Origin of the sequence: Paenibacillus lautus NBRC 15380 (genome assembly GCF_004000945.1) — a bacterium.
Lineage (GTDB): Bacteria > Bacillota > Bacilli > Paenibacillales > Paenibacillaceae > Paenibacillus_AQ > Paenibacillus_AQ lautus.
The window spans coordinates 71408-90075 of sequence record NZ_BIMF01000020.1; the positions used below are offsets into that span (position 1 = coordinate 71408).

General features: G+C 49.4%; 20 protein-coding genes. 10 read left to right on the top strand and 10 right to left on the bottom strand.

All coding sequences use genetic code 11. From position 1 onward, the window contains the following. The first annotated feature begins 110 nt into the window (after positions 1 to 110). The 5 genes from PLA01S_RS25775 to PLA01S_RS25795 all read left to right on the top strand — a co-directional run bounded on the left by PLA01S_RS25775 (position 111) and on the right by PLA01S_RS25795 (position 5046). Positions 111 to 1010: a helix-turn-helix domain-containing protein gene (locus PLA01S_RS25775; protein WP_127594638.1), complete on the top strand. Its 900-nt coding sequence runs from the start codon at positions 111 to 113 to the stop codon at positions 1008 to 1010. A 305-nt stretch (positions 1011 to 1315) separates the two neighbouring features. Beyond that, on the top strand, positions 1316 to 1621 hold the full coding sequence (locus PLA01S_RS25780; RefSeq protein WP_127594639.1) for a hypothetical protein: 306 nt from the start codon (positions 1316 to 1318) through the stop codon (positions 1619 to 1621). 204 nt (positions 1622 to 1825) lie between these two features. Beyond that, the gene (locus PLA01S_RS25785) at positions 1826 to 2656 is read left to right on the top strand and encodes a MurR/RpiR family transcriptional regulator (RefSeq protein ID WP_246059853.1); all 831 of its coding nucleotides are present in this window, start codon (positions 1826 to 1828) and stop codon (positions 2654 to 2656) included. A gap of 225 nt (positions 2657 to 2881) precedes the next feature. Beyond that, complete coding sequence (locus PLA01S_RS25790) at positions 2882 to 4372, top strand: PTS transporter subunit EIIC (protein ID WP_127594641.1); 1491 nt, start codon at positions 2882 to 2884, stop codon at positions 4370 to 4372. A gap of 29 nt (positions 4373 to 4401) precedes the next feature. After that, positions 4402 to 5046, top strand: coding sequence for an N-acetylmannosamine-6-phosphate 2-epimerase (locus PLA01S_RS25795; protein ID WP_246059855.1), 645 nt, complete (start codon positions 4402 to 4404; stop codon positions 5044 to 5046). 131 nt (positions 5047 to 5177) lie between these two features. Here PLA01S_RS25795 and PLA01S_RS25800 read toward each other — a convergent pair whose 3' ends face one another. From PLA01S_RS25800 to PLA01S_RS25835, 8 genes are all read right to left on the bottom strand, one after another. After that, a complete protein-coding gene (locus PLA01S_RS25800; protein ID WP_127594643.1) occupies positions 5178 to 6020 on the bottom strand; it encodes an undecaprenyl-diphosphate phosphatase in 843 nt (280 codons plus the stop codon). An 85-nt stretch (positions 6021 to 6105) separates the two neighbouring features. Further along, a complete protein-coding gene (locus PLA01S_RS25805) occupies positions 6106 to 6717 on the bottom strand; it encodes a DedA family protein (RefSeq protein WP_127594644.1) in 612 nt (203 codons plus the stop codon). A gap of 43 nt (positions 6718 to 6760) precedes the next feature. Next, complete coding sequence (locus PLA01S_RS25810) at positions 6761 to 8710, bottom strand: ABC transporter permease (RefSeq protein WP_127594645.1); 1950 nt, start codon at positions 8708 to 8710, stop codon at positions 6761 to 6763. After that, positions 8685 to 9455 (bottom strand): ABC transporter ATP-binding protein, encoded by a 771-nt coding sequence (locus PLA01S_RS25815; protein ID WP_127594646.1) that lies wholly within the window; start codon positions 9453 to 9455, stop codon positions 8685 to 8687. The genes PLA01S_RS25810 and PLA01S_RS25815 overlap by 26 nt, the downstream gene beginning before the upstream one ends. Positions 9456 to 9640: 185 nt before the next feature. Further along, positions 9641 to 10648 carry a HAMP domain-containing histidine kinase gene (locus PLA01S_RS25820; RefSeq protein WP_127594647.1) on the bottom strand — a complete coding sequence of 336 codons (1008 nt, stop codon included), beginning with the start codon at positions 10646 to 10648 and terminating at the stop codon, positions 9641 to 9643. After that, positions 10645 to 11346 (bottom strand): response regulator transcription factor, encoded by a 702-nt coding sequence (locus PLA01S_RS25825; protein WP_127594648.1) that lies wholly within the window; start codon positions 11344 to 11346, stop codon positions 10645 to 10647. The genes PLA01S_RS25820 and PLA01S_RS25825 overlap by 4 nt, the downstream gene beginning before the upstream one ends. 218 nt (positions 11347 to 11564) lie before the next feature. After that, positions 11565 to 13073: a sensor histidine kinase gene (locus PLA01S_RS25830; RefSeq protein WP_127594649.1), complete on the bottom strand. Its 1509-nt coding sequence runs from the start codon at positions 13071 to 13073 to the stop codon at positions 11565 to 11567. Then, entirely contained in the window at positions 13070 to 13756 is a 687-nt protein-coding gene (locus PLA01S_RS25835) for a response regulator transcription factor (RefSeq protein ID WP_127594650.1), read from the bottom strand. The genes PLA01S_RS25830 and PLA01S_RS25835 overlap by 4 nt, the downstream gene beginning before the upstream one ends. Before the next feature lie 238 nt (positions 13757 to 13994). Between PLA01S_RS25835 and PLA01S_RS25840 the strand changes: the two genes are divergently transcribed. The 4 genes from PLA01S_RS25840 to PLA01S_RS25855 all read left to right on the top strand — a co-directional run bounded on the left by PLA01S_RS25840 (position 13995) and on the right by PLA01S_RS25855 (position 17160). Then, positions 13995 to 14759, top strand: coding sequence for a pirin family protein (locus tag PLA01S_RS25840; protein ID WP_127594651.1), 765 nt, complete (start codon positions 13995 to 13997; stop codon positions 14757 to 14759). 414 nt (positions 14760 to 15173) lie between these two features. Continuing rightward, positions 15174 to 15992 carry a C40 family peptidase gene (locus PLA01S_RS25845; RefSeq protein WP_127594652.1) on the top strand — a complete coding sequence of 273 codons (819 nt, stop codon included), beginning with the start codon at positions 15174 to 15176 and terminating at the stop codon, positions 15990 to 15992. Positions 15993 to 16178: 186 nt separating this feature from the next. Then, on the top strand, positions 16179 to 16376 hold the full coding sequence (locus PLA01S_RS25850; protein ID WP_053490029.1) for a YwbE family protein: 198 nt from the start codon (positions 16179 to 16181) through the stop codon (positions 16374 to 16376). 193 nt (positions 16377 to 16569) lie between these two features. Then, positions 16570 to 17160, top strand: coding sequence for a hypothetical protein (locus tag PLA01S_RS25855; protein WP_127594674.1), 591 nt, complete (start codon positions 16570 to 16572; stop codon positions 17158 to 17160). Between the two features lie 66 nt (positions 17161 to 17226). Here PLA01S_RS25855 and PLA01S_RS33220 read toward each other — a convergent pair whose 3' ends face one another. Both PLA01S_RS33220 and msrC read right to left on the bottom strand, forming a co-directional pair. Beyond that, a complete protein-coding gene (locus PLA01S_RS33220; protein WP_100540150.1) occupies positions 17227 to 17589 on the bottom strand; it encodes an AMP-dependent synthetase and ligase in 363 nt (120 codons plus the stop codon). A gap of 75 nt (positions 17590 to 17664) precedes the next feature. After that, complete coding sequence (gene msrC, locus PLA01S_RS25865) at positions 17665 to 18150, bottom strand: free L-methionine (R)-S-oxide reductase MsrC (protein WP_127594653.1); 486 nt, start codon at positions 18148 to 18150, stop codon at positions 17665 to 17667. Positions 18151 to 18337: 187 nt separating this feature from the next. Between msrC and PLA01S_RS25870 the strand changes: the two genes are divergently transcribed. Beyond that, entirely contained in the window at positions 18338 to 18643 is a 306-nt protein-coding gene (locus PLA01S_RS25870) for a hypothetical protein (protein ID WP_071221900.1), read from the top strand. Positions 18644 to 18668 lie beyond the last annotated feature (25 nt).

Below are 18668 nucleotides of genomic sequence, written 5' to 3' on the forward strand. Positions count from 1 at the left end.
GATTTGTCTTGCGAGAAATCACATCAACAGACGGTTTTCTTATGTTGGCAAAAAAGATCAAAAACGCTCTTCTCCCGTTTGGTATCCTAATAACAAAGGAGGGCCTGACCTTGAGTACCCAGCGTATCATTCAAAAAAGTATAGCGTACATGGAGCAGCATCTGGAGGAGCAGCTGACCCTCACGGATATTGCATCCTATGCCGGTTTTTCGCCATATCACTTCCACCGCTTGTTTCGGAAGGAGGTTGGCATGAATATCGCGGATTACCTTAGAAAACGAAGACTCTGTTATGCAGCACAGCTCTTGCTGCACTCCGAGGCTGCGATTATCGACATTTCCCTGCACTGTCACTTCGAGAGTCAGGAGTCGTTTACGAGAGCATTCAAAAAATTGTACGGCATGCCGCCGGGGCGTTACCGCAAAATCTTTGCGGTTCACGCTCAACACTCAAGCTACCAAAAAGGAGAGGATCATATGCAGCAGCAAACGCAATCCGCATTAAAAGGCTGGTTTCTGAGCGGAAGTCATCCGCATGATTATGAAATCGGCGTCGACCGGTCCACCGTCCACCAAGGAAGCACTTCCGGTTACCTAAAAGCCCTTACCCCAATGGAAGATGGCGCTTTTGCGACCATGATGCAGCAGTTCAAAGCCGACAAGTATGCGGGCAAGCGGATGCGGTTCTCCGGCTTTGTCAAAACCGAGAACATCAAAGAATACTGCGGGCTGTGGATGCGCGTCGATAATCGTGCGGAAGACGTGCTCCAATTCGATAATATGAATGACCGGCGCATTGTGGGCAGCACGCACTGGAATCACTATGCGATCGTACTCGACGTACCCGAGGACAGCGCCACGATTTCGATCGGTGTTCTGCTGATGGGGACAGGCAAGGTGTGGGTGGACAGCTTCCGCTTTGAAGAGGTGGATCTCAGCGTACCTACGACGAACCTCGACTTTCACTATGAGCTGCTGGAGGAGCCTGCCAATTTATCGTTTGAAGAGTGAGGCGGAGGGGTTTCAAGCTGCTACGAGAATGAATGAATCCTGGCTCGTCGATGGATAGGGGATTCCCCGTACAACCATTAGGCAGAAGTCCCTCCTTATCGGAGGGCTTTTTCTTTTTTTCTTCATGGATGAATGGTTGCGTTGCACCATATTTACTCCTATGATGGTCTTGAGCAATTATCCCTATCATTATGACAATCATAGAGAGCATTTAGCGCATTAGAAACTTTTATCATCCGCATTTTTTCTTGTCCACGATATTTCTGAAGAGTACGAGCATCTATTTGCCAAAAGGAAGGTGTACTATGCAGGTAATAACGCTATGCGGCTCGACCAAGTTTAAAGCACAGTTTCGGGAAGTCGAAGCTGCGCTTACGTTAAGCGGACATATCGTTCTTAGTGTCGGTTTTTTTGAGCAGAGCGACGGGATCGAGATCACGGAGGAGCAGGAGCGCAAGCTTAAAGAGCTGCACTTCCGCAAAATCGATATGTCGGACGAAATCTTTGTAATCGATGTGAATGGCTATATTGGAGACAGCACTCGGGCCGAGATTGAATACGCCAGCTGTCATGGTAAGAAGGTACGGTATTATTCAAAGGACCAACTGTAGTAGTCTGCTCCTCGAAGTCCCCGCATTTATGATATTCGTTGACGGACAGAGCGGACGTTGTTTACTAAAAATCGGTCTTCCGGACGAGCTCGATATCATTCTCTGTATACCCGTTTTTACGAACTAGGATTCAGGATGGACACTAGCATTCACGCCCATAGCAATAATATTGAATCCATATGCTTTTTTTGTTATAATTCCCAAATGGCGGTGGTGGATTCAATGGATATTTATATGGTTATTCAGCAGTTATATCCGAGTTTCTCGAAGAAAGAACAGTTGGTAGCGAATTATATTCTTCAAGAAGGTCAATCAATTAATAACATGAATATATCTGTGCTGGCGAACCATGTTGGTGTCTCGAATGGGACAATCACGCATTTTTGCAAGAAGATTGGTTGCAATAATTTTGCCGAATTGAAGGTTCAGTTGGGCAGGCTTCGTACTGCGACGGCTCCTTCGGCGGAGGACAATATTCTCATTCAAGTATCTAAATTCTATCAGACGGTCATTGAGCGTTCGAATCAATTACTGGACATTACATATTTGCATCGACTTGCTGAAGCGATTAAGAGCGCAGCACGAATTTATATATACGGAATCGGGAGCTCGGGACTTTCAGCGAAGGAAATGATGCTTCGCTTGCTGCGTATGGGCTTCAATGTGCAGAGTATTACGGATTCTCATTTAATGCTGATCAATAGTTCGATAGTGAATGAGAATGATTTCGTTATTGCGATTTCCAGTTCAGGGGAAACGTCTGTCATTGTCGACGCAACCAGAATTGCAAAGAATAATGGGTGCAAAGTCATCTGTCTGACCAGCTTCTCCGAAAGTACGCTTGCGCAACAAGTGGACTCTTTTATTTTGGTCTCCAACACATTGTTTGTTGATAAAGAAAGGTTTGTAAATAGTCAATTTTCCGTCATGTATGCGATAGATATTTTATGCATGATCTTACTCGCGGATCCGGATTTAAATAGTCGGATGCAAATTACGGTTAATACGATTCTTGAACACAATCGAATGGATTAATAATAAAGCTTTCATCGTACCTGTGAACCTCAGAAGTTGACGTATTTTTCGTCTACTGGAGGGGCACAGGTTTTTTTTATTGTCATTGTTCATACTAAGTGTCATAGATTAATTACCAATTAATAAAATTATTTTAATGAAATTATATTTACTAAAATAATTTCATGATGTAGAATTGACATATCGCGATGGAATACAATGATTGATCCAATAGGAGGAAAATCCATGTTTAAACAGTTGCAAAAGCTTGGTAAGTCATTTATGTTACCGATTGCAATCCTACCTGCCGCGGGTTTGCTGCTTGGGATTGGGGGAGCCTTATCGAATGCGAATACGATTGCTGCATATCCGATTCTGAATACGCGGTTTTTACAAGCTGTTTTTCAAATTATGTCGGCAGCCGGCAATGTTGTGTTTGCCAACTTAGCGCTAATCATGTGTATTGGTCTTGCCGTTGGGTTAGCGAAAAAAGATAAAGGTACTGCTGCGCTGGCGGCAGCCGTCTCGTTCCTGGTTATGAATGCATCGATTGGTGCAATGATCACGGTATTTAATCCAAGCGTTGAATCCATTGACACCGGAGTTGTAGGGGCTATTGTCATTGGTATCCTGGTTACTTATTTGAACAATCGATACCGGGGGATTCAATTACCTTCCTTTCTTGGATTTTTTGGAGGCTCGCGCTTTATTCCGATCGTCTCATCGTTTAGTGCTATTTTTGGAGGCGGGATTTTCTTCTTAATCTGGCCTACATTTCAAGGCTGGCTGGTAGCGGCAGGGACTGCTATAGCCGGAATGGGATATTTCGGTACCTATTTATACGGATTCTTGCTTCGTCTTACAGGTGCTGTCGGTCTACACCATATGATTTATCCGATGTTCTGGTTCACAGAGCTGGGCGGTGTCGCCACGGTTGCAGGTCAGCAAGTGGTGGGTGCGCAGAAAATCTTTTTTGCCGAACTGGCTGATCCGAATCATGTTGGAATGTTCTCCGAAGGAACCCGTTTTTTTGCAGGACGTTTTGCTACGATGATGTTTGGTCTTCCTGCGGCATGTCTTGCGATGTATCATTGCGTTCCGAAGCACCGTCGCAAGCTTGTGTTTGGTTTGTTCTTTAGTGCAGCGCTGACATCGTTCCTGACAGGGATTACGGAGCCGATTGAGTTTATGTTCTTATTCGTCGCTCCTTGGTTATATGTGATTCATGCGGCTCTAGATGGTCTATCCTTTATGATCGCGGATATGTTATCCGTTCGTATCGGGAATACCTTCTCTGGCGGGGCCATCGACTTCATGCTCTTTGGGGTTCTACAGGGGAATGCCAAAACTAATTGGATCTATGTCATTATTGTGGGGCTCTTCTGGGCTATCATCTATTACCTTGTGTTCCGCTTCTTAATTACGAAATTCAATGTGGCGACACCGGGACGTGAAAGTGATGGGGAGAGCGTATCGGTTGAATCCAAGGACAGTATTGGAGAGACCGCGATGAAAGTGCTGAATGCGCTTGGTGGCAAGGAGAACCTGGAAGATGTCGATGCATGTATTACGAGACTTCGTGTTGCAGTCAAAGATGTATCGAAAGTAGATAAGGATACAATTAAAGAACTGGGTGCTACTGCAGTATTGGAAGTAAAAGGCGGGATTCAGGCTGTATTTGGCGCAAAAGCCGACTTAATTAAACAAAAGATAAATGAGGCTATTGGAGAAGAATAAAAGAGGATATGGCATGGAGGGAACATATTGTGAAACGAGGATTAATTGTATCATGTCAGGCTTTGCCAGGCGAACCGTTGCATAGTTCATTTATTATGGGACGTATGGCCATTGCGGCAGCCGAATCCGGTGCGGTGGGGATCCGTGCTAATAGCGTTGAAGACATCGAGGAAATAAAGAAGCAAGTTGAGTTGCCCATTATTGGCATTATCAAAAAAGACTATCCGGGCATGCAATCGTTCATTACAGCGACCATGACCGAAGTGGATGCGCTTGTTGGTACGGGGGTTGAGATTATTGCTGTGCAAGCAACGATGGATCAGGATGAGGCATTCCTGCAATCGATCTTTACAAAATATCCTTCGCAGAAGTTCATGGCGGATATCTCCACAACGGAAGAGGGGTTGCGAGCAGATCGATTGGGGTTCCACTACATTGGAACGACACTTATTGGTTATACACCGCAGTCTCAGCATGTGGAGAAGTTCACCGTGCTGGAAGAACTGATTAAGCAGTGTAAGAAGCCAGTCATTGCAGAAGGCAACTTCAACACACCGGAGCAGGCTGCAAAAGCGATCGAAATGGGAGCTTATTGCGTGGTTGTAGGCAGCGCCATCACAAGGCCTCAAATCATCGCGAAATGGTTCTCGAATGCGGTAAACGAAATTCTATAACAAAAGAGCATACAGAAAGATTTAGCACCCTTAATAAAAGGCGGGGCTGTCCCAAAAGTCATTGAAGATGACTTAGGGACAGCCCCGCCTTTTTTCAATCTTGTGCATTCAATATACATGAACGAACGGTTTTACAGATAAAGCACCAACGCAATAATAGCAGCGAGCACGATCCGATAGATCGCAAACGGCACCAGCTTGATCCGGTTAATCAGCTTCAGGAAGAAGCGGATGGAGATCAAGGCGAAGACGAAGGCTGCCACGAATCCGGCGATGAAGAACGGAAGAGCCTCGAGCGTGAAGTATTCCCAGTTCTTTAGCAGCGACAGGAAGCTGGCTCCGAACATGATCGGCACAGCCATAATGAAGGTAAAGTCAGCCGCCGCGCGGTGACTCATGCCCAGCATGACGCCTCCGGAGATGGTGGAGCCGGAGCGGGAGAAGCCTGGCCAGAGCGACAGACATTGAATCAGTCCGACGCTGAATGCCTGCTTGTACGTAATTTGATCGACAGTGACCACTTTCGGCTCTTTTTTCGAGCTGACCTTGTCGGCAACGATCATGAAGATGGCTCCGATCACAAGCCCGATCAGCACCGTTTCGGTAGAAAATAAATGCTCGTCAATAAGGTCTTCGAACAAGACGCCCAGCACGCCCGCCGGAATCAAACCGACGATAACCTGGCTGAGTCTCAGTCTGCCCATACCCGCCGGTACGCCCGCTTCTGGTTTTTTGCGCTTGAGTCCCAAGAGATCCAGGAAGCGGTCCTTGAACACCACGATGACGGCGAGAATGGAGCCGAGCTGAATGACGACCTTGAACGTGTTGGCTACGTATTTCGTCAGAAACTCCTCGGATTTCAGCCACATGTCATCCACGATGATCATATGACCGGTAGAGGATACAGGAGCGAACTCGGTCAGTCCCTCGACGATTCCCAGAATAATTGCTTTGAGGATGGTTAAAAAATCCATGACCTATAGTCTCTCCCTTACAAAAAAATGTTAAATGTAATGATATGAATGATGAATGGCATGAAATGCATGATCCAAAGCTGACTTAAGCTGACTTTCTCCGCTTGCGGAAGAAAAAGAACAGGAACGCAATCACGGCCACAGCTATTAAAGCATAAGCGATATTGGAATAGACGTCCATGAAGGCCACGATATTTTCCCATGAATCACCGACGGCGGCCCCGACGGATACCAGGATGACGTTCCAGATCAAGGTACCGATGCTCGTGAAGAGCAGGAACATGCCGAACTTCATGTTGGACATCCCCGCCGGGATGGAGATCAGGCTCCGGATCAGCGGAATCATGCGGCAGAACAGCACGGTCCAGTAGCCGTATTTATCGAACCAGGCATCCGCCTTGCGGATGTCTTCTTTTTTGACGCGGAGGATATGCCCCCAGCGATCCACGATTTTTTCAAGCCGCTCAACATCGAGCAGGCGACCAATCCCGTACAGAATAACAGCACCGAGTACAGATCCGATGGTAGCTGCGATAATGACGCCAGGCACCGTCAGTTTCGTGTAGGTGGTCATGAATCCGCCGAAGGTTAGAATGACCTCGGAGGGGATCGGCGGAAAGACGTTTTCCAAGGCAATCATCAGCAGGATGCCGACATAGCCGAACTTCTCCATAATGTCCGTAATCCAGTTTTCCAAAAGTTACACCTCTTTCAAAAGATAAGGATGTCTCTGCCATCCTTTATATAAGGGTCTGCTTCAGCTTGCGCAAATATTGGCTGCGGATGAAGAAGAAGTACAGGACCTGCATCATCAGGAAGCTGATCAGCACAATGCCCATTTCAGCCGCAATGGATAAATAGAAATAGCTTTGCAGCGCGATGAAAGCAAAGATGCTGTGCACGATCGCAAGGCTGATCGGTACAAAAAACAGCAGCGCCAGTTGTCCGGTTACGATCCGCCGGAACTCCTTATCCGTCATCCCGAGCCGGGATATCGTGGTATAATGCCTGCGGTCATAATCCAGATCGGCATAGAGGCGGAAGTACAGGAAGCTTCCTGCCGCGATAAAAAACACCGTGCCCACAAGCAATGCCGCGAAGAGCAGCATATTGTACAGGCTGTCCCGAAGGGCAAACAGTGTGCCGCTGACCGCCAGCGCGTAAGGCCGGTCCATCTCATAACGCACGGCACCGCTCGGGGCCAAGTGAGGGACGATGCCCTCGGTCTCCGTAAAATCATCCACGTAGAAGCCGGTGTACTGTTCCTGCCGGACCGGATCCGTGATAGCGGCGAAGATGTCGTCGCTGACGACCAGTCCGCCGAAACGGGAATCGTCATCCATCTCCGGCAGCAAATATTCCGGCACGCCGACATGATCGGAATAACCGATTTCACGCAGCCGGATGTCGGAATCCCGCAGCCGGTAAGAAGCGTAATCCCGGTTGCGGATATAAGCTCTGTCGTTTTGCGAAGCAATGAGGACAAGGGCCTCCTCGCCGCTCGGCGGCTGTTCGTTAAACGGCAGTCCCGCCATCACGACGGCCGCCTTATAATCGGAGAACGAGATCAGTGTCAACGGAATCTCCGATGGACCGACCTGCGCCGATGCCAGTACGGCATCCGTATATTTAACGCGAAACGATAGCGTTTCAAACGGTATTTTTCTCGATTCAAGCTCATGCCGGATTTCGTTCAAATGCTGCTCCTCGGAGGCATCTCCCGTTTTGGCGAGATAACCGATGGCGGCTGGGAAGTCCTCGTTGAACTGCTTCGTGAGCACCGGGATGGAGGCAAATACGCCTACCGAGCAAAAAGACACGGCCAGCACGATCGTCACCATCGAGAACATCTGGGCATGATCCTTCAGCCGGTATTGCAGGCTGGATAGCGAGATCAGCTTGGTCCTTCTCCAGGCTAACCGGCGGCTCTGCTTCAACCTCCGCACGAGAGCAACTCCAAGCTGGGTATACAACAGATACGTGCCGATCATCGTCATTAAGGTAACCGGAAACATGCGCAGCGCAAGGGTCGATGCGCTTGTCGTGGCCGCCAGGCTGTAGCTGACCAACAGCAGGGCAGCCGCCAATATGGATAACCACGGCGATGTCCTGGGCGCGGTTTTCGGCCGCTGTCCGGACTGGAACAAGTCGATTAGCGCTTTGGGCCGCAGCAGCCAGGGTGTGCACAGCGAAATGATGAGGAACAGCAGCACATAACTCGCGACCGTCAGCCCCAGCGCGCGCAGGCTCAGTCGAAACGGCAGGGGCGGGACTCCGAGAAAGGCCGAGCCTGCCATCAGGAACAGCTTGCCTGTAATGATGCCGAACAGGATGCCCGTTGCAATCGCACTTACGCCGATGATCATATTTTCGAGAAACACCATCTTGTTAAACTGGCGGTCCGTCATGCCATGCATGAACAGAATGCCGAACTCGCGCTTGCGGGTCTTCAAGAAAGCCCCGACGGAATACAGTACAAAGAAAAACGAGAATACGTACATAATCAGCTCTGCGCCGACCATCGCCTGGATCACAACCGGATAGAACATCTCGTCCGTGATGGAAGGGTGAAACAGGAACAGCGCGCACACAAAGAAAATCATGACGGAGAATGCACTGCTTAAGAAATAGGCCGCATAGGTCCGCTTATTCCTCAGGACATTCCTAAAAGCGAATTGTCGAAAGGTCATGACTTCCTCCTCCCAGCAGTGCCAGCATGTCGATGATTTTCTGGAAAAAGGCTTGGCGGTTGTCACCGCAATACATTTCATTATATAGTTGACCGTCCTTAATGAACAAGACGCGGTCACAGTAGCTGGCTGCCACCGGATCATGAGTGACCATGAGAATCGTTGCGGAAGCCTCTTTGCTCGAAGCGGATAGCGTCTGCATCACTTCTTTGGAGGCTCTGGAGTCCAGGTTTCCCGTGGGCTCGTCGGCCAGAATCAGGGAGGGCTCCTGAATGAGCGCCCTGGCGATGGCGGTGCGCTGCATCTGTCCGCCGGAAATCTCGTAGGTATGCTTGTGCAGAATGGACCCGATGCCGAGCCGGTCTGCGATCCGGTTCAGCCGGCTGCCCATTTCGTCCAGCGGCATGCTCTCCAGCGTTAACGGAAGAACGATGTTTTCCTCAACGGTCAGCGTATCCAGCAGATTGAAATGCTGGAAGACGAAGCCCAGCTCCCGGCGCCGAAACAGAGCGGTATCGCTCCTGCTGAGCAGATGGGGATTGCGTCCGCCTATGATCACTTCCCCGGCCGTGGGCTGATCAATGGTGGCAATCAGATTGAGGAGCGTCGTTTTTCCGCTGCCGGAAGGTCCCATAATGCCGACGAATTCGCCTTTGGCGACGTTGAAGTGAATATTGCTCAGCGCTTGGAACGCCACTTTGCCCTCGTAGATTTTGGATAGATGCTTGACGCTCAGGATGGGCATATCTTCACTCCTCTATAACGATGTTATCATTGTAAAAGATTCGTTTGCGTCTATGCCATATTCGTAACTTACAGTTACCTTACAACCTTGTAAGGTTTCTTTTACTGACGTAAGCAGATCGGGGAATAAGCCGCAGCGCTCTTAAAGAGCATGTACTGCCGTTCCCTTCCATCTACCGGTGGAATTTATGGTGCGACGCGGCCTGCAGAATCCGCAAAAACGATGCGGACCGTCGTTCCTTCATCGACCTTGGATTCGATTTCGAAGGCATGTCCAAGCTTATCGCATATTTGTTTGACCAGAAACAGTCCCATGCCTGTCGATTCCTGGAACCGGCGACCGTTCTCTCCGGTGAAATAAGGATCGAACACCCGTGGCAGGTCGCTTTGGGGAATACCGATGCCCTCGTCCCGGATTTCAAGCACAATTTGATTCCCCCGGATGTAGCCGTTGAAAAAGAGGGTGCCTTGTTCCTTCAGCGTATATCGAACTGCGTTGGTCAGCAGCTGCGTCAGCACAAAAGAAAGCCATTTCTCGTCCGTGGCTACCGTTAATCCGGAATCGATCCGGACGGACGGGTATATTCTCCGCCGGATAAACAGACGCTTTTGCTCGGAGGTGACATTCCGGACGATTCGCTGAAGCGGCAGGTTTTCCACATGGAAATCATGCTCGAACGTATCAAGCCTGGCAGTATACAGCACCAGATCAAGCCCTTTTTTGAGCCGGTCCAGCTCGTCGCCGATTGCGGCAAAACGGGGGTCATCGTCATCCTGAAGGATCAGGTGAATGACCGAAATCGGCGTTTTCATCTGGTGGGCCCATTGGTTGATGAACTGTAGATGGCCTTCAATCTTATGCTTATAGTTATGCAGATCCGTGGTGTAATGCCGGAACTGGGTTTTCAGCAGCTGATGAAGCGCTTCGGCGAGCGGGGTATGGGAGGATTCTGCCGAGGATTCGCCGGTGAGGGATTCTCCCGGGAGCGGCTGCTCCAATCGTTTATAGAAGGAACGGTTGGCAATGAACCGGAAGGCCAGATAGCCGAGCAGCAGCAGCAAGCTGATGATGCCCGCGTACAGGCTGACCGTCAAATTGCGATAACCATCCAGCCTGTAGATCAGGGTTACGACAAGGAGCTGGGCGATATAGACAATCATTAAGGGACGCTGCTCTTGCAGAAATAGCCTCATGCTTCGTCCCCCCAGCTCGGTACCAGCCGATAGCCGCGCCCGCGCACGGTTTGAAGACCGTCCTCAATTCCGAGGGCGGTGAGTTTCTTGCGGACGCGGGTGATGTACACATTCAGCGTATTATCGTCCACAAAGGCCTGATCATCCCATATTTTCTCCAGGAGTCGGTCCCTGCTGACGATCTGCTCGGGCTTCTTCATTAATTCGTCCAATATTTTGGCTTCGGTATGGCTGAGTTCCGCTTGGGTCTGTCCGAGCGAAACGGAAAGACGCTCAACGTCAAGCGTGAGTCCGGCAACGCTGAGGACACGCTCATTCTGACCGGCAGCATAGGACCCGTAGGCCCGCCGGAGCTGGCTCTTGATTTTGGCCATGACAATCTCGTAGTCAAAGGGTTTGGTTATATAATCATCGGCGCCGTTCTCCAGCGCCATCACCTGATCCATTTTCCCGTCGCGGGCGGAGATGAAGATGATCGGGCAGGTGGAGAGGCTGCGGAACTGTCGGCACCAATAGTAGCCGTCGAATTTAGGCAGATTGATATCCAGAAGTACAAGATGAGGGTCATAAGATTCAAATTGATCGCGCACCGTTTCGAAATCATGAACGGACTGCGTCGCGTAACCGAATTTATGAAGATATTCTTTCAGCAGGCCGACCAGCCCGGTATCGTCTTCGACAATGAAAATTTTGAACATATCGATCATAGTCCCTTCATTTGACATTCTCGTACCGTCTGTATTGTACCAAATTGTCAGGATATAAGGAAAAATTACGTGAGCGAAGACAGTAGGTGACATTAGGGAGAGCGGGGGGAGTTTTCCAAACAAATAACTATGATAAATTCAATCGACCAGTCTATGGAGATCATGAGCATTCATGATCTCCTTTTTGTTGTTTTCTGATTTCGTGTTATTTAGCAATCAAGGAGGGGATGAATGATACCCGGCCATTCCGCACGGAAAACCGTTCCTTGGTTAACCGTGCTGTCCACGCTCATCTGACCGCCATGCGCGTTAATAATGGACTGGGTGATGGACAGTCCAAGACCTGCACCGCCGTGCTGTCTGGTCCGGGATTCATCGATGCGGTAGAAGCGCTCGAATAAATGGGGCAGATGCTCCTTCGGAATCCCGGCTCCATTGTCGCTGACCAGCAGTACGGCATGGTCCTTGGTTCTATCCAGTGTAACGGTAATCCGCCCTGTGGCAGCATCGGTATGCTGCACCGCATTATGAAACAGATTGTAGATGACCTGCTTGATCTTGTCGGGGTCACACCGGCACAGCACGGCTGCTGCTTGAATCGTTACTTTCCTGCCTTGGGCAAGCATCCTCAAATGGGGCTCCATCTCAAACAGCAGCCGCTCCAGCCGGATATCCTGCAGATGAAGCTCCGGCTTGCGGTCAAGCTTGGCTAACAGAAGCAAATCCTCGACCAGTTTCTTCATGCGCTTGGATTCCCCGTGCATGCTGGATAGTGCAGCATGCAGCTGCTCCGGGTTGTCGGCGGCCCCGCGGCCAAGCACCTCCAAAAAGCCGTGAATCGAAGTGAGCGGCGTTCGCAGCTCATGGGAAGCATCGGCAATAAACCTCCGCATCTGCTCTTTGGCTTCGCGTTCCGTTTCAAACGCATCTTCGAGCCTTTTCAGCATGCCGTTAAACGATTCGGCCAAGCGGTCAATCTCCCGTTGACCCTGCACGGCGGGAATACGCTCCGCTAAGTTTCCGGCGTCCGTGCGTTCTACCGTTTCGACCATTCGGTTCAGCGGGTGGAGCGTCCGGCGCAGCAAAGGCAAGTACAATGCAACCCCCGCAGCCATGGCAAGTATAGCCAGTACGGCAAAAATCAGCAGCTGCCGCAACAGAACGGCATGCAGCGGCTGTGTATCCATCCCAAGCTGCAGTATACCGGAAGGGCTGTTTGGGCTGCCGTAAGGGCGAAAGACAACGATCTGCTCGGTGCCTACGGTATTGTCAATCACTTCATACGCAACGGGCTGGCGCTCTTTGAATTGCTCCAGAATCGAGGTATAAGCCTCTGCTGTCAGCTGCGGTGCGGAGAGACCGGTGTCACTGGTCAGGTCGGTGTAGTTTCCGTTCGTTGCGATCTTGGCAAGCGACATATTCGGCAGAAAGAGCATAGGTCTATCACCCTGACGCGGATTTTCCGGAAGGGCTTCGTTATTTCGCTCAGCAGGCCGGTTGCGCGGCTCCCGATCAGGCTCCCATAGCTCCACGGGGATAGAGCGAGCCTGGAGGGAAAGCGCCTCGGCTTGATTGCGGAACAGGGCATTTTTCATCAATACATATTGCCATGCGCCGATCAGCACAAGCAGAAGCGCCAAGACGATGAGGGATCGTGATAGGAGCTGCGTACGTAGCGACGTAGGCCCGGATGAACGTGCACGGTTTCGCAAACTCATGGCAAATCGACCCGGTAGCCGGCTCCGCGAAGCGTGCGAATGACCCGGTGTTCCTTATCACCGAGCTTCTCGCGCAGGGATCGGATATAAACCTCCACGATGTTATCCTCTCCGCCAAAGTCGTAATCCCACACAATATTCAAAATGTTCGTTTTACTCAGAACGCTGCCGTGTTTGGTCACAAGCAGTTTAAGCAGTTTATACTCCGTAGGCGACAGCTCAAGGGCTGCCCCCCGGTATGCAATTTCTTTCTTCCGGTCATCGATGGTGAATGGGCCCAGCCGGATTTCAGCCAGCAGACTCGGGAACTGATTGCGCAGCCTTGCTTGAATTCGGGCAAGCAGCTCTTCGAAACTGAAGGGCTTGGCCATGTAATCGTCCGCTCCAATCATGAGGCCCTTCACGCGATCATCAATCTCGTCCTTCGCGGTAAGCATAATGATCGCGACATCTCGGCCCTCCGCCTTCAAACGTCTGCATACCGCAAGTCCGTCCATTCCCGGCATCATCACATCCAGTACGATGATATGCGGCTCGAAGCGGCTTGCTTCCATTATCGCACGTTCCCCATCGGGGGCCGTTCGCACCTCAAACCCTTCATTTTGCAGACCAAGCGCCAGAAACTGCAGTATATGAGGCTCGTCATCCACTAGCAAAACGCGAATACGATGCATTGATTCCATAGCACAAAACTCCTCTTATCTCATTCCTTCAACATTATCATACGTGCTCTAGCTGAATGAAGTCTGAACGTGAACTGAAAATAAACTGAAAAGTGGTTCGCAAATATGCATTCACAATAAGGGAATTTAAGGATGTTGATATATATTCTGTTATCGTTAATACTATCTTAAAGCCGAGATAATCAATGCAGCACCTGTTCAAGGTCAATCATGGATAGGTGAAAGGAGGAGACTGGACATGATAGGAAATGTATATCCACCCGAGAATCAGGGCAAGGGCTCTCTCGATGGAGGAAGGATAACGGAGCAGAAGCCGATCGGTTTCTCCGGAGAAGGGTCTGCCGTGACCCGGGTGGGACCGCTTTTCTATTGGTCCTGGTTCCGTTCGCCCGTCGAAGGTTATATCGCGCCTCATCCCCATCAGGGTTTTGAAATCGTGACTTATATGATTCAGGGGAAGGGCGTTCATAAGGATTCGCATGGCACGCACGATGAGTTGGGGCCTGGAGGCCTGCAATTGATGAGGGCCGGCTCCGGACTAACGCACGAGGAACGTCTGACTGGGCCGGATGCAGAAGGATTTCAGATTTGGTTCGAGCCGTATCTTCGCGATTCATTGAAACAGAATCCTGCCTGTCGTCAGTATCGACCGGATTCCTTTCCGGTAACCCGCATACAGGGTGGGCTGTTTAAAACGATGATTGGCGGTTCCGCACCAACCGATTTATCTGTGGATGTGAGGATGCTGGATATTCAGATTCTGGCCGGGAACGAAGCTCAGTATGAATTGAAGTCCGGCAGGAGAGCGGCTGTGCTTGCCGTAAGGGGAGCGGGCAGCTTTTGTGGCGAAGAGGAAAGCCTTCTATTTCGTCAGCGGGACTTTATGGTAATGGATACGAAGCTGGGCGAGACGCTAAGCCTTAAGGCGCAAGACAATGTCAGGGTCATCCTGATTGACGTACCGGAAAACCCTGGGTATCCGCTCTATTCCAAGAGGCCATAAGGTCAAAAGTTTACAAAATTGTAGTGGAATGAAATTTAGGATGTACGATAAACTAGAGTCTGTCAGATGGGGACACCCGTCTGGACAGGCTTTTTTAGCTGTAAGAAGGATCGAAATATATTCTCTCATGCAACAATAGTAAGAAAATATACGTATATATGGTAAGTAGAAAGACCCAACAGAGAATTCCGGCGTTCGTTATACCGGGATGGTTGGGTTATTTTGGCATGTTTTATTTCTATAATAATCTATTTATACTAAATTCAAGTATAAAAAGAGACTAAAGTCCTCCTCTTTGCCAATAGTTGGTATGCGTTTTTGTGAGGATGGTAGCATGCGTCCCGAGACATGCCCTGTCTATAATGATTGCGGGATCACGAAAATGACAATTTCGTCATTCCACAATCTAACGAGATGGGGGAGATCATTATTTTCTCGAAAAAAAGCTTTAAACAATTGATGGCCGGAGCGCTTCTATCAGCAGCTGTTCTTGGTTCTTACGGATATGGGTCTGTGAATGAAGTGGCTGCTGCCAGCGTGCAGTCAGTAACCAATGGTGTAGCAAGCTCGAATGTGTACATGCGCAATCAGCCTTCGACTTCGGGTAAAGTCTTGGATCGTGTGTATAAAGGGGATAGCTTTCAAATTCTGGGCAGCAGCTCAGGCTGGTATAAGATCAAAACTTCGGACGGTAAGCAAGGTTATGCTTCGTCTAAATATATTAACCAAAGTAATGGATCTTCTAACAATTCCGGCAGTAATTCCGGCAATTCGGGAAGTACCGCGCCCTCTGCCAGTGCCAGCGTTGAAAAAGTAATCAGTGCAGGTATGAAGTATCTGGGCACGCCATATGAATTCGGTTCTAACCGCAGTTCAACGAAAACCTTTGATTGCTCGGCCTTTGTCCGCCGCGCATTTATGGACGGCGCTAACATTACGCTCCCAAGCGATTCCCGCAAGCAAGGGCAGTACATCAAGGACAAAGGAATAGCTGTATATAACGTTAATCAATTAAAACGCGGGGACCTGGTATTCTTTATGAGTTACAGAGGTTCATCGGCATCCGCTTATGCCGGATTGGACAAGTCCAAACAGCGGATCACCCATGTAGCTATTTATTTGGGAGACAATAAGCTGCTGCATACGTACTCGAAACAATCCGGTGGTGTCCTTGTAGGTACCTTTGGTGATTCCTGGAAAAATCGCTTCGTGCATGGCGGAAGCGTCCTGTAATACATCATCATTTTTTCATTGAGAATATATCTATACTTAGAATGAGATAGAAGGACTGTCCGAATAGATCTGAATGATCTTTAACGGGCAGTCCTTTGTTGTTTGGGATTTGCTTTTCACCTTTGATTTCAGTAAGGTGGACAATAGAGAACGGACAGCATCAAGAAATGGACAGGAGGGACGACGATGAATGGTGGGCAGCGTTCCAATATCAAACCGGGTCTTGAGGTTGATATCGTATTGAAGCAGGATCAGCGAACGGGCAAATTAACCCGCGGCGTGGTCAAGGATATTCTGACCAATTCCCCGAACCATCCGCATGGCATTAAAGTACGCCTTCAAGATGGCCAGGTGGGACGGGTAAAGAACATTTACGAGTCTTGAAATTCGATGCAGTCCTGTGGTCACAACACGGGCTGTCATTAATAGAACCGTTTGACTATAAGTCGATCCAAAACTTCGCAAATCTGAGGAGTTTTGGATGCGACTTTTTTGCATTTCTGTGCAACATTGCGCTCTGACCATCCGTCTGGAAGTTGAGGTGAAAATGAAGATGAAGATGAAAAGCTACCTTTCTATGGGGTTTATCTTGATGTTTATTATGCTAACAGGTTGTGACAAGCAGGAGACGCTAGGGGCGGCTCCGTCTGATCCTTCATTGAATAGAGCTGCCAGGGAAAATCATGCAGAAGTTTCCGACGGGGACTTCGTGTATCGCCTCGTTAGCGAGAAGGGGCAGTACGAGCATGGAGATCAGGTTCAAGTATACGCGGAACTGGAGTATGTAGGCGAGAAGGATGAGGTTACGATTGGCCATGCAGCCTCCGCCTTTTATTTCCCGATGAAAGAGCTCACAAGAGACTATGACATCAGTTATGCCATGAATGAGCCTTATATTACGACCACGCTGAAAAAGGGGGAACCCCTCCGCGAGTATTATAAAATGCGTAGCGGATACGGCAGCAAAGACGATAAAAAGTTCAAAGATTTCATCCGTTCCCTGAAGGATGGCTTTCCGGGCGGGCACTATGTTGTCTACGGATCCGCGGATTTCGTGATTGATTCACAGTCGCACGGCGCGGACCAGGGCGGTTCGAACGGGGAAGAGCCCAAGCGCTATAAGATACAAGCCGAGATCGAATTCAGTGTAAGTGAAGAGAAGAAGTAATAAGAAATATAATAAAAGGGGTATCTCGCAGAACTTATCGACCTGCGAGATACCCCTTTAACTTTCTTATTGGAAGCCTTGGCCTTGATGTGTATTAGGAAAACCCTGTTGGCCAAACGAAGGCTGAATGTGCTGTGTTTGGTTGTGAGCTTGCACAGAATTCTCGACTTGTCTAACGATCTGAGAGATTTGCTGATACTGCTGCATCGCCTGTTGATGGCCTTGAAGGGCAGACTGGATCATCTGTGCCGCTTGGCGCTCACGCTGAGCGAGCTCCTCAAGGCGGGCAGCATTTTGCTGCTCTTGCTGTATCAACTGCTGGTACATAGCCGAACCCTGCTGCGTTTGCTGGGTCAACTGCTGAAGAATCTGCTCGCATTGGCGAATTTGCTGCGATATTTGCGAGTTGTTGTTATTCATTTGGTACATGGTGTGTATTCCTCCTAAGAATTGTGGTTTCAAATCCTTGGTTAGTGTACGGAAGAATACGTCAAATCATCCTGATTATAATGTGAGCTGCCCTTCCAATATGTGGACAAATTCCTCCAGAAAAGCTTGATCCTCCTGGTCGAAACGGTTCTTCAGCGGACTATCGATATCGAGAACGCCATACAATGCGCCATCCACCATCATTGGAACTACAATCTCGCTGTTCGAAGCTGCATCACAGGCAATGTGCCCGGGGAATTCATGTACATCGGCAACAAGCAGTGTCGTCTGTTCAGCCGCAGCCGTGCCGCAAACCCCGCGATTCATCGGAATCCGGATGCAAGCGGGCAGTCCTTGGAATGGCCCGAGCACCAGTTCTTTGCCATCATAGAGATAGAAGCCGACCCAATTTGTATCGGACAGAAACTGCTTGAGCAGCGCCGAGGCATTGGACAAATTGGCAATGGCATTGGGCTCATCGTGTATAAGTGCTTTTAACTGGTTCAGGACCTGGGCGTATTGCTCACTCCGAGTTCCCTCATAGGGTGTGTTTTGAAACATGTGGTTATCCGCCCTTCCTTTATTCGTGTTGGTTCAATCACCTTAGTATAAGTATATGATATTCGTCAAGGGACAAGCCATGGGAAGAAAAGCTCCAGCAAATCCGGCTGATTCCTCTCCATGGTGCAGGGGTAATGTAAGACATGACAAGGTATCAATTCAATCAGGTGGAGGGAGAGAAGATCGAATGCGCGCAGATGTTCAGAATTTGTTTATCGGTATTCATATGCTCTATCACGCCCATGAGCGGGACCTAACGATCAGCGAGATGCAGCCCGAGCTGGAGCGCCATGGATATAAGGTTGGCGACAGGGAGGTTAAGCATGAACTCGAACGCTTGACCGAGGAGAACTTCCTGACGGCGCACGGTGAAGGATACAGCCTCACGGGAGCCGGGATCGAGGAATTTAAAGAAATTCAGAGCAGGCTTAAGGAGCTTTGCGATGAAGTGCTTAAACCGGTGAATCCGAAGAAGGCAGACTCCATGGCGTAAGTAGCTAACAGCATAACATTAAAAG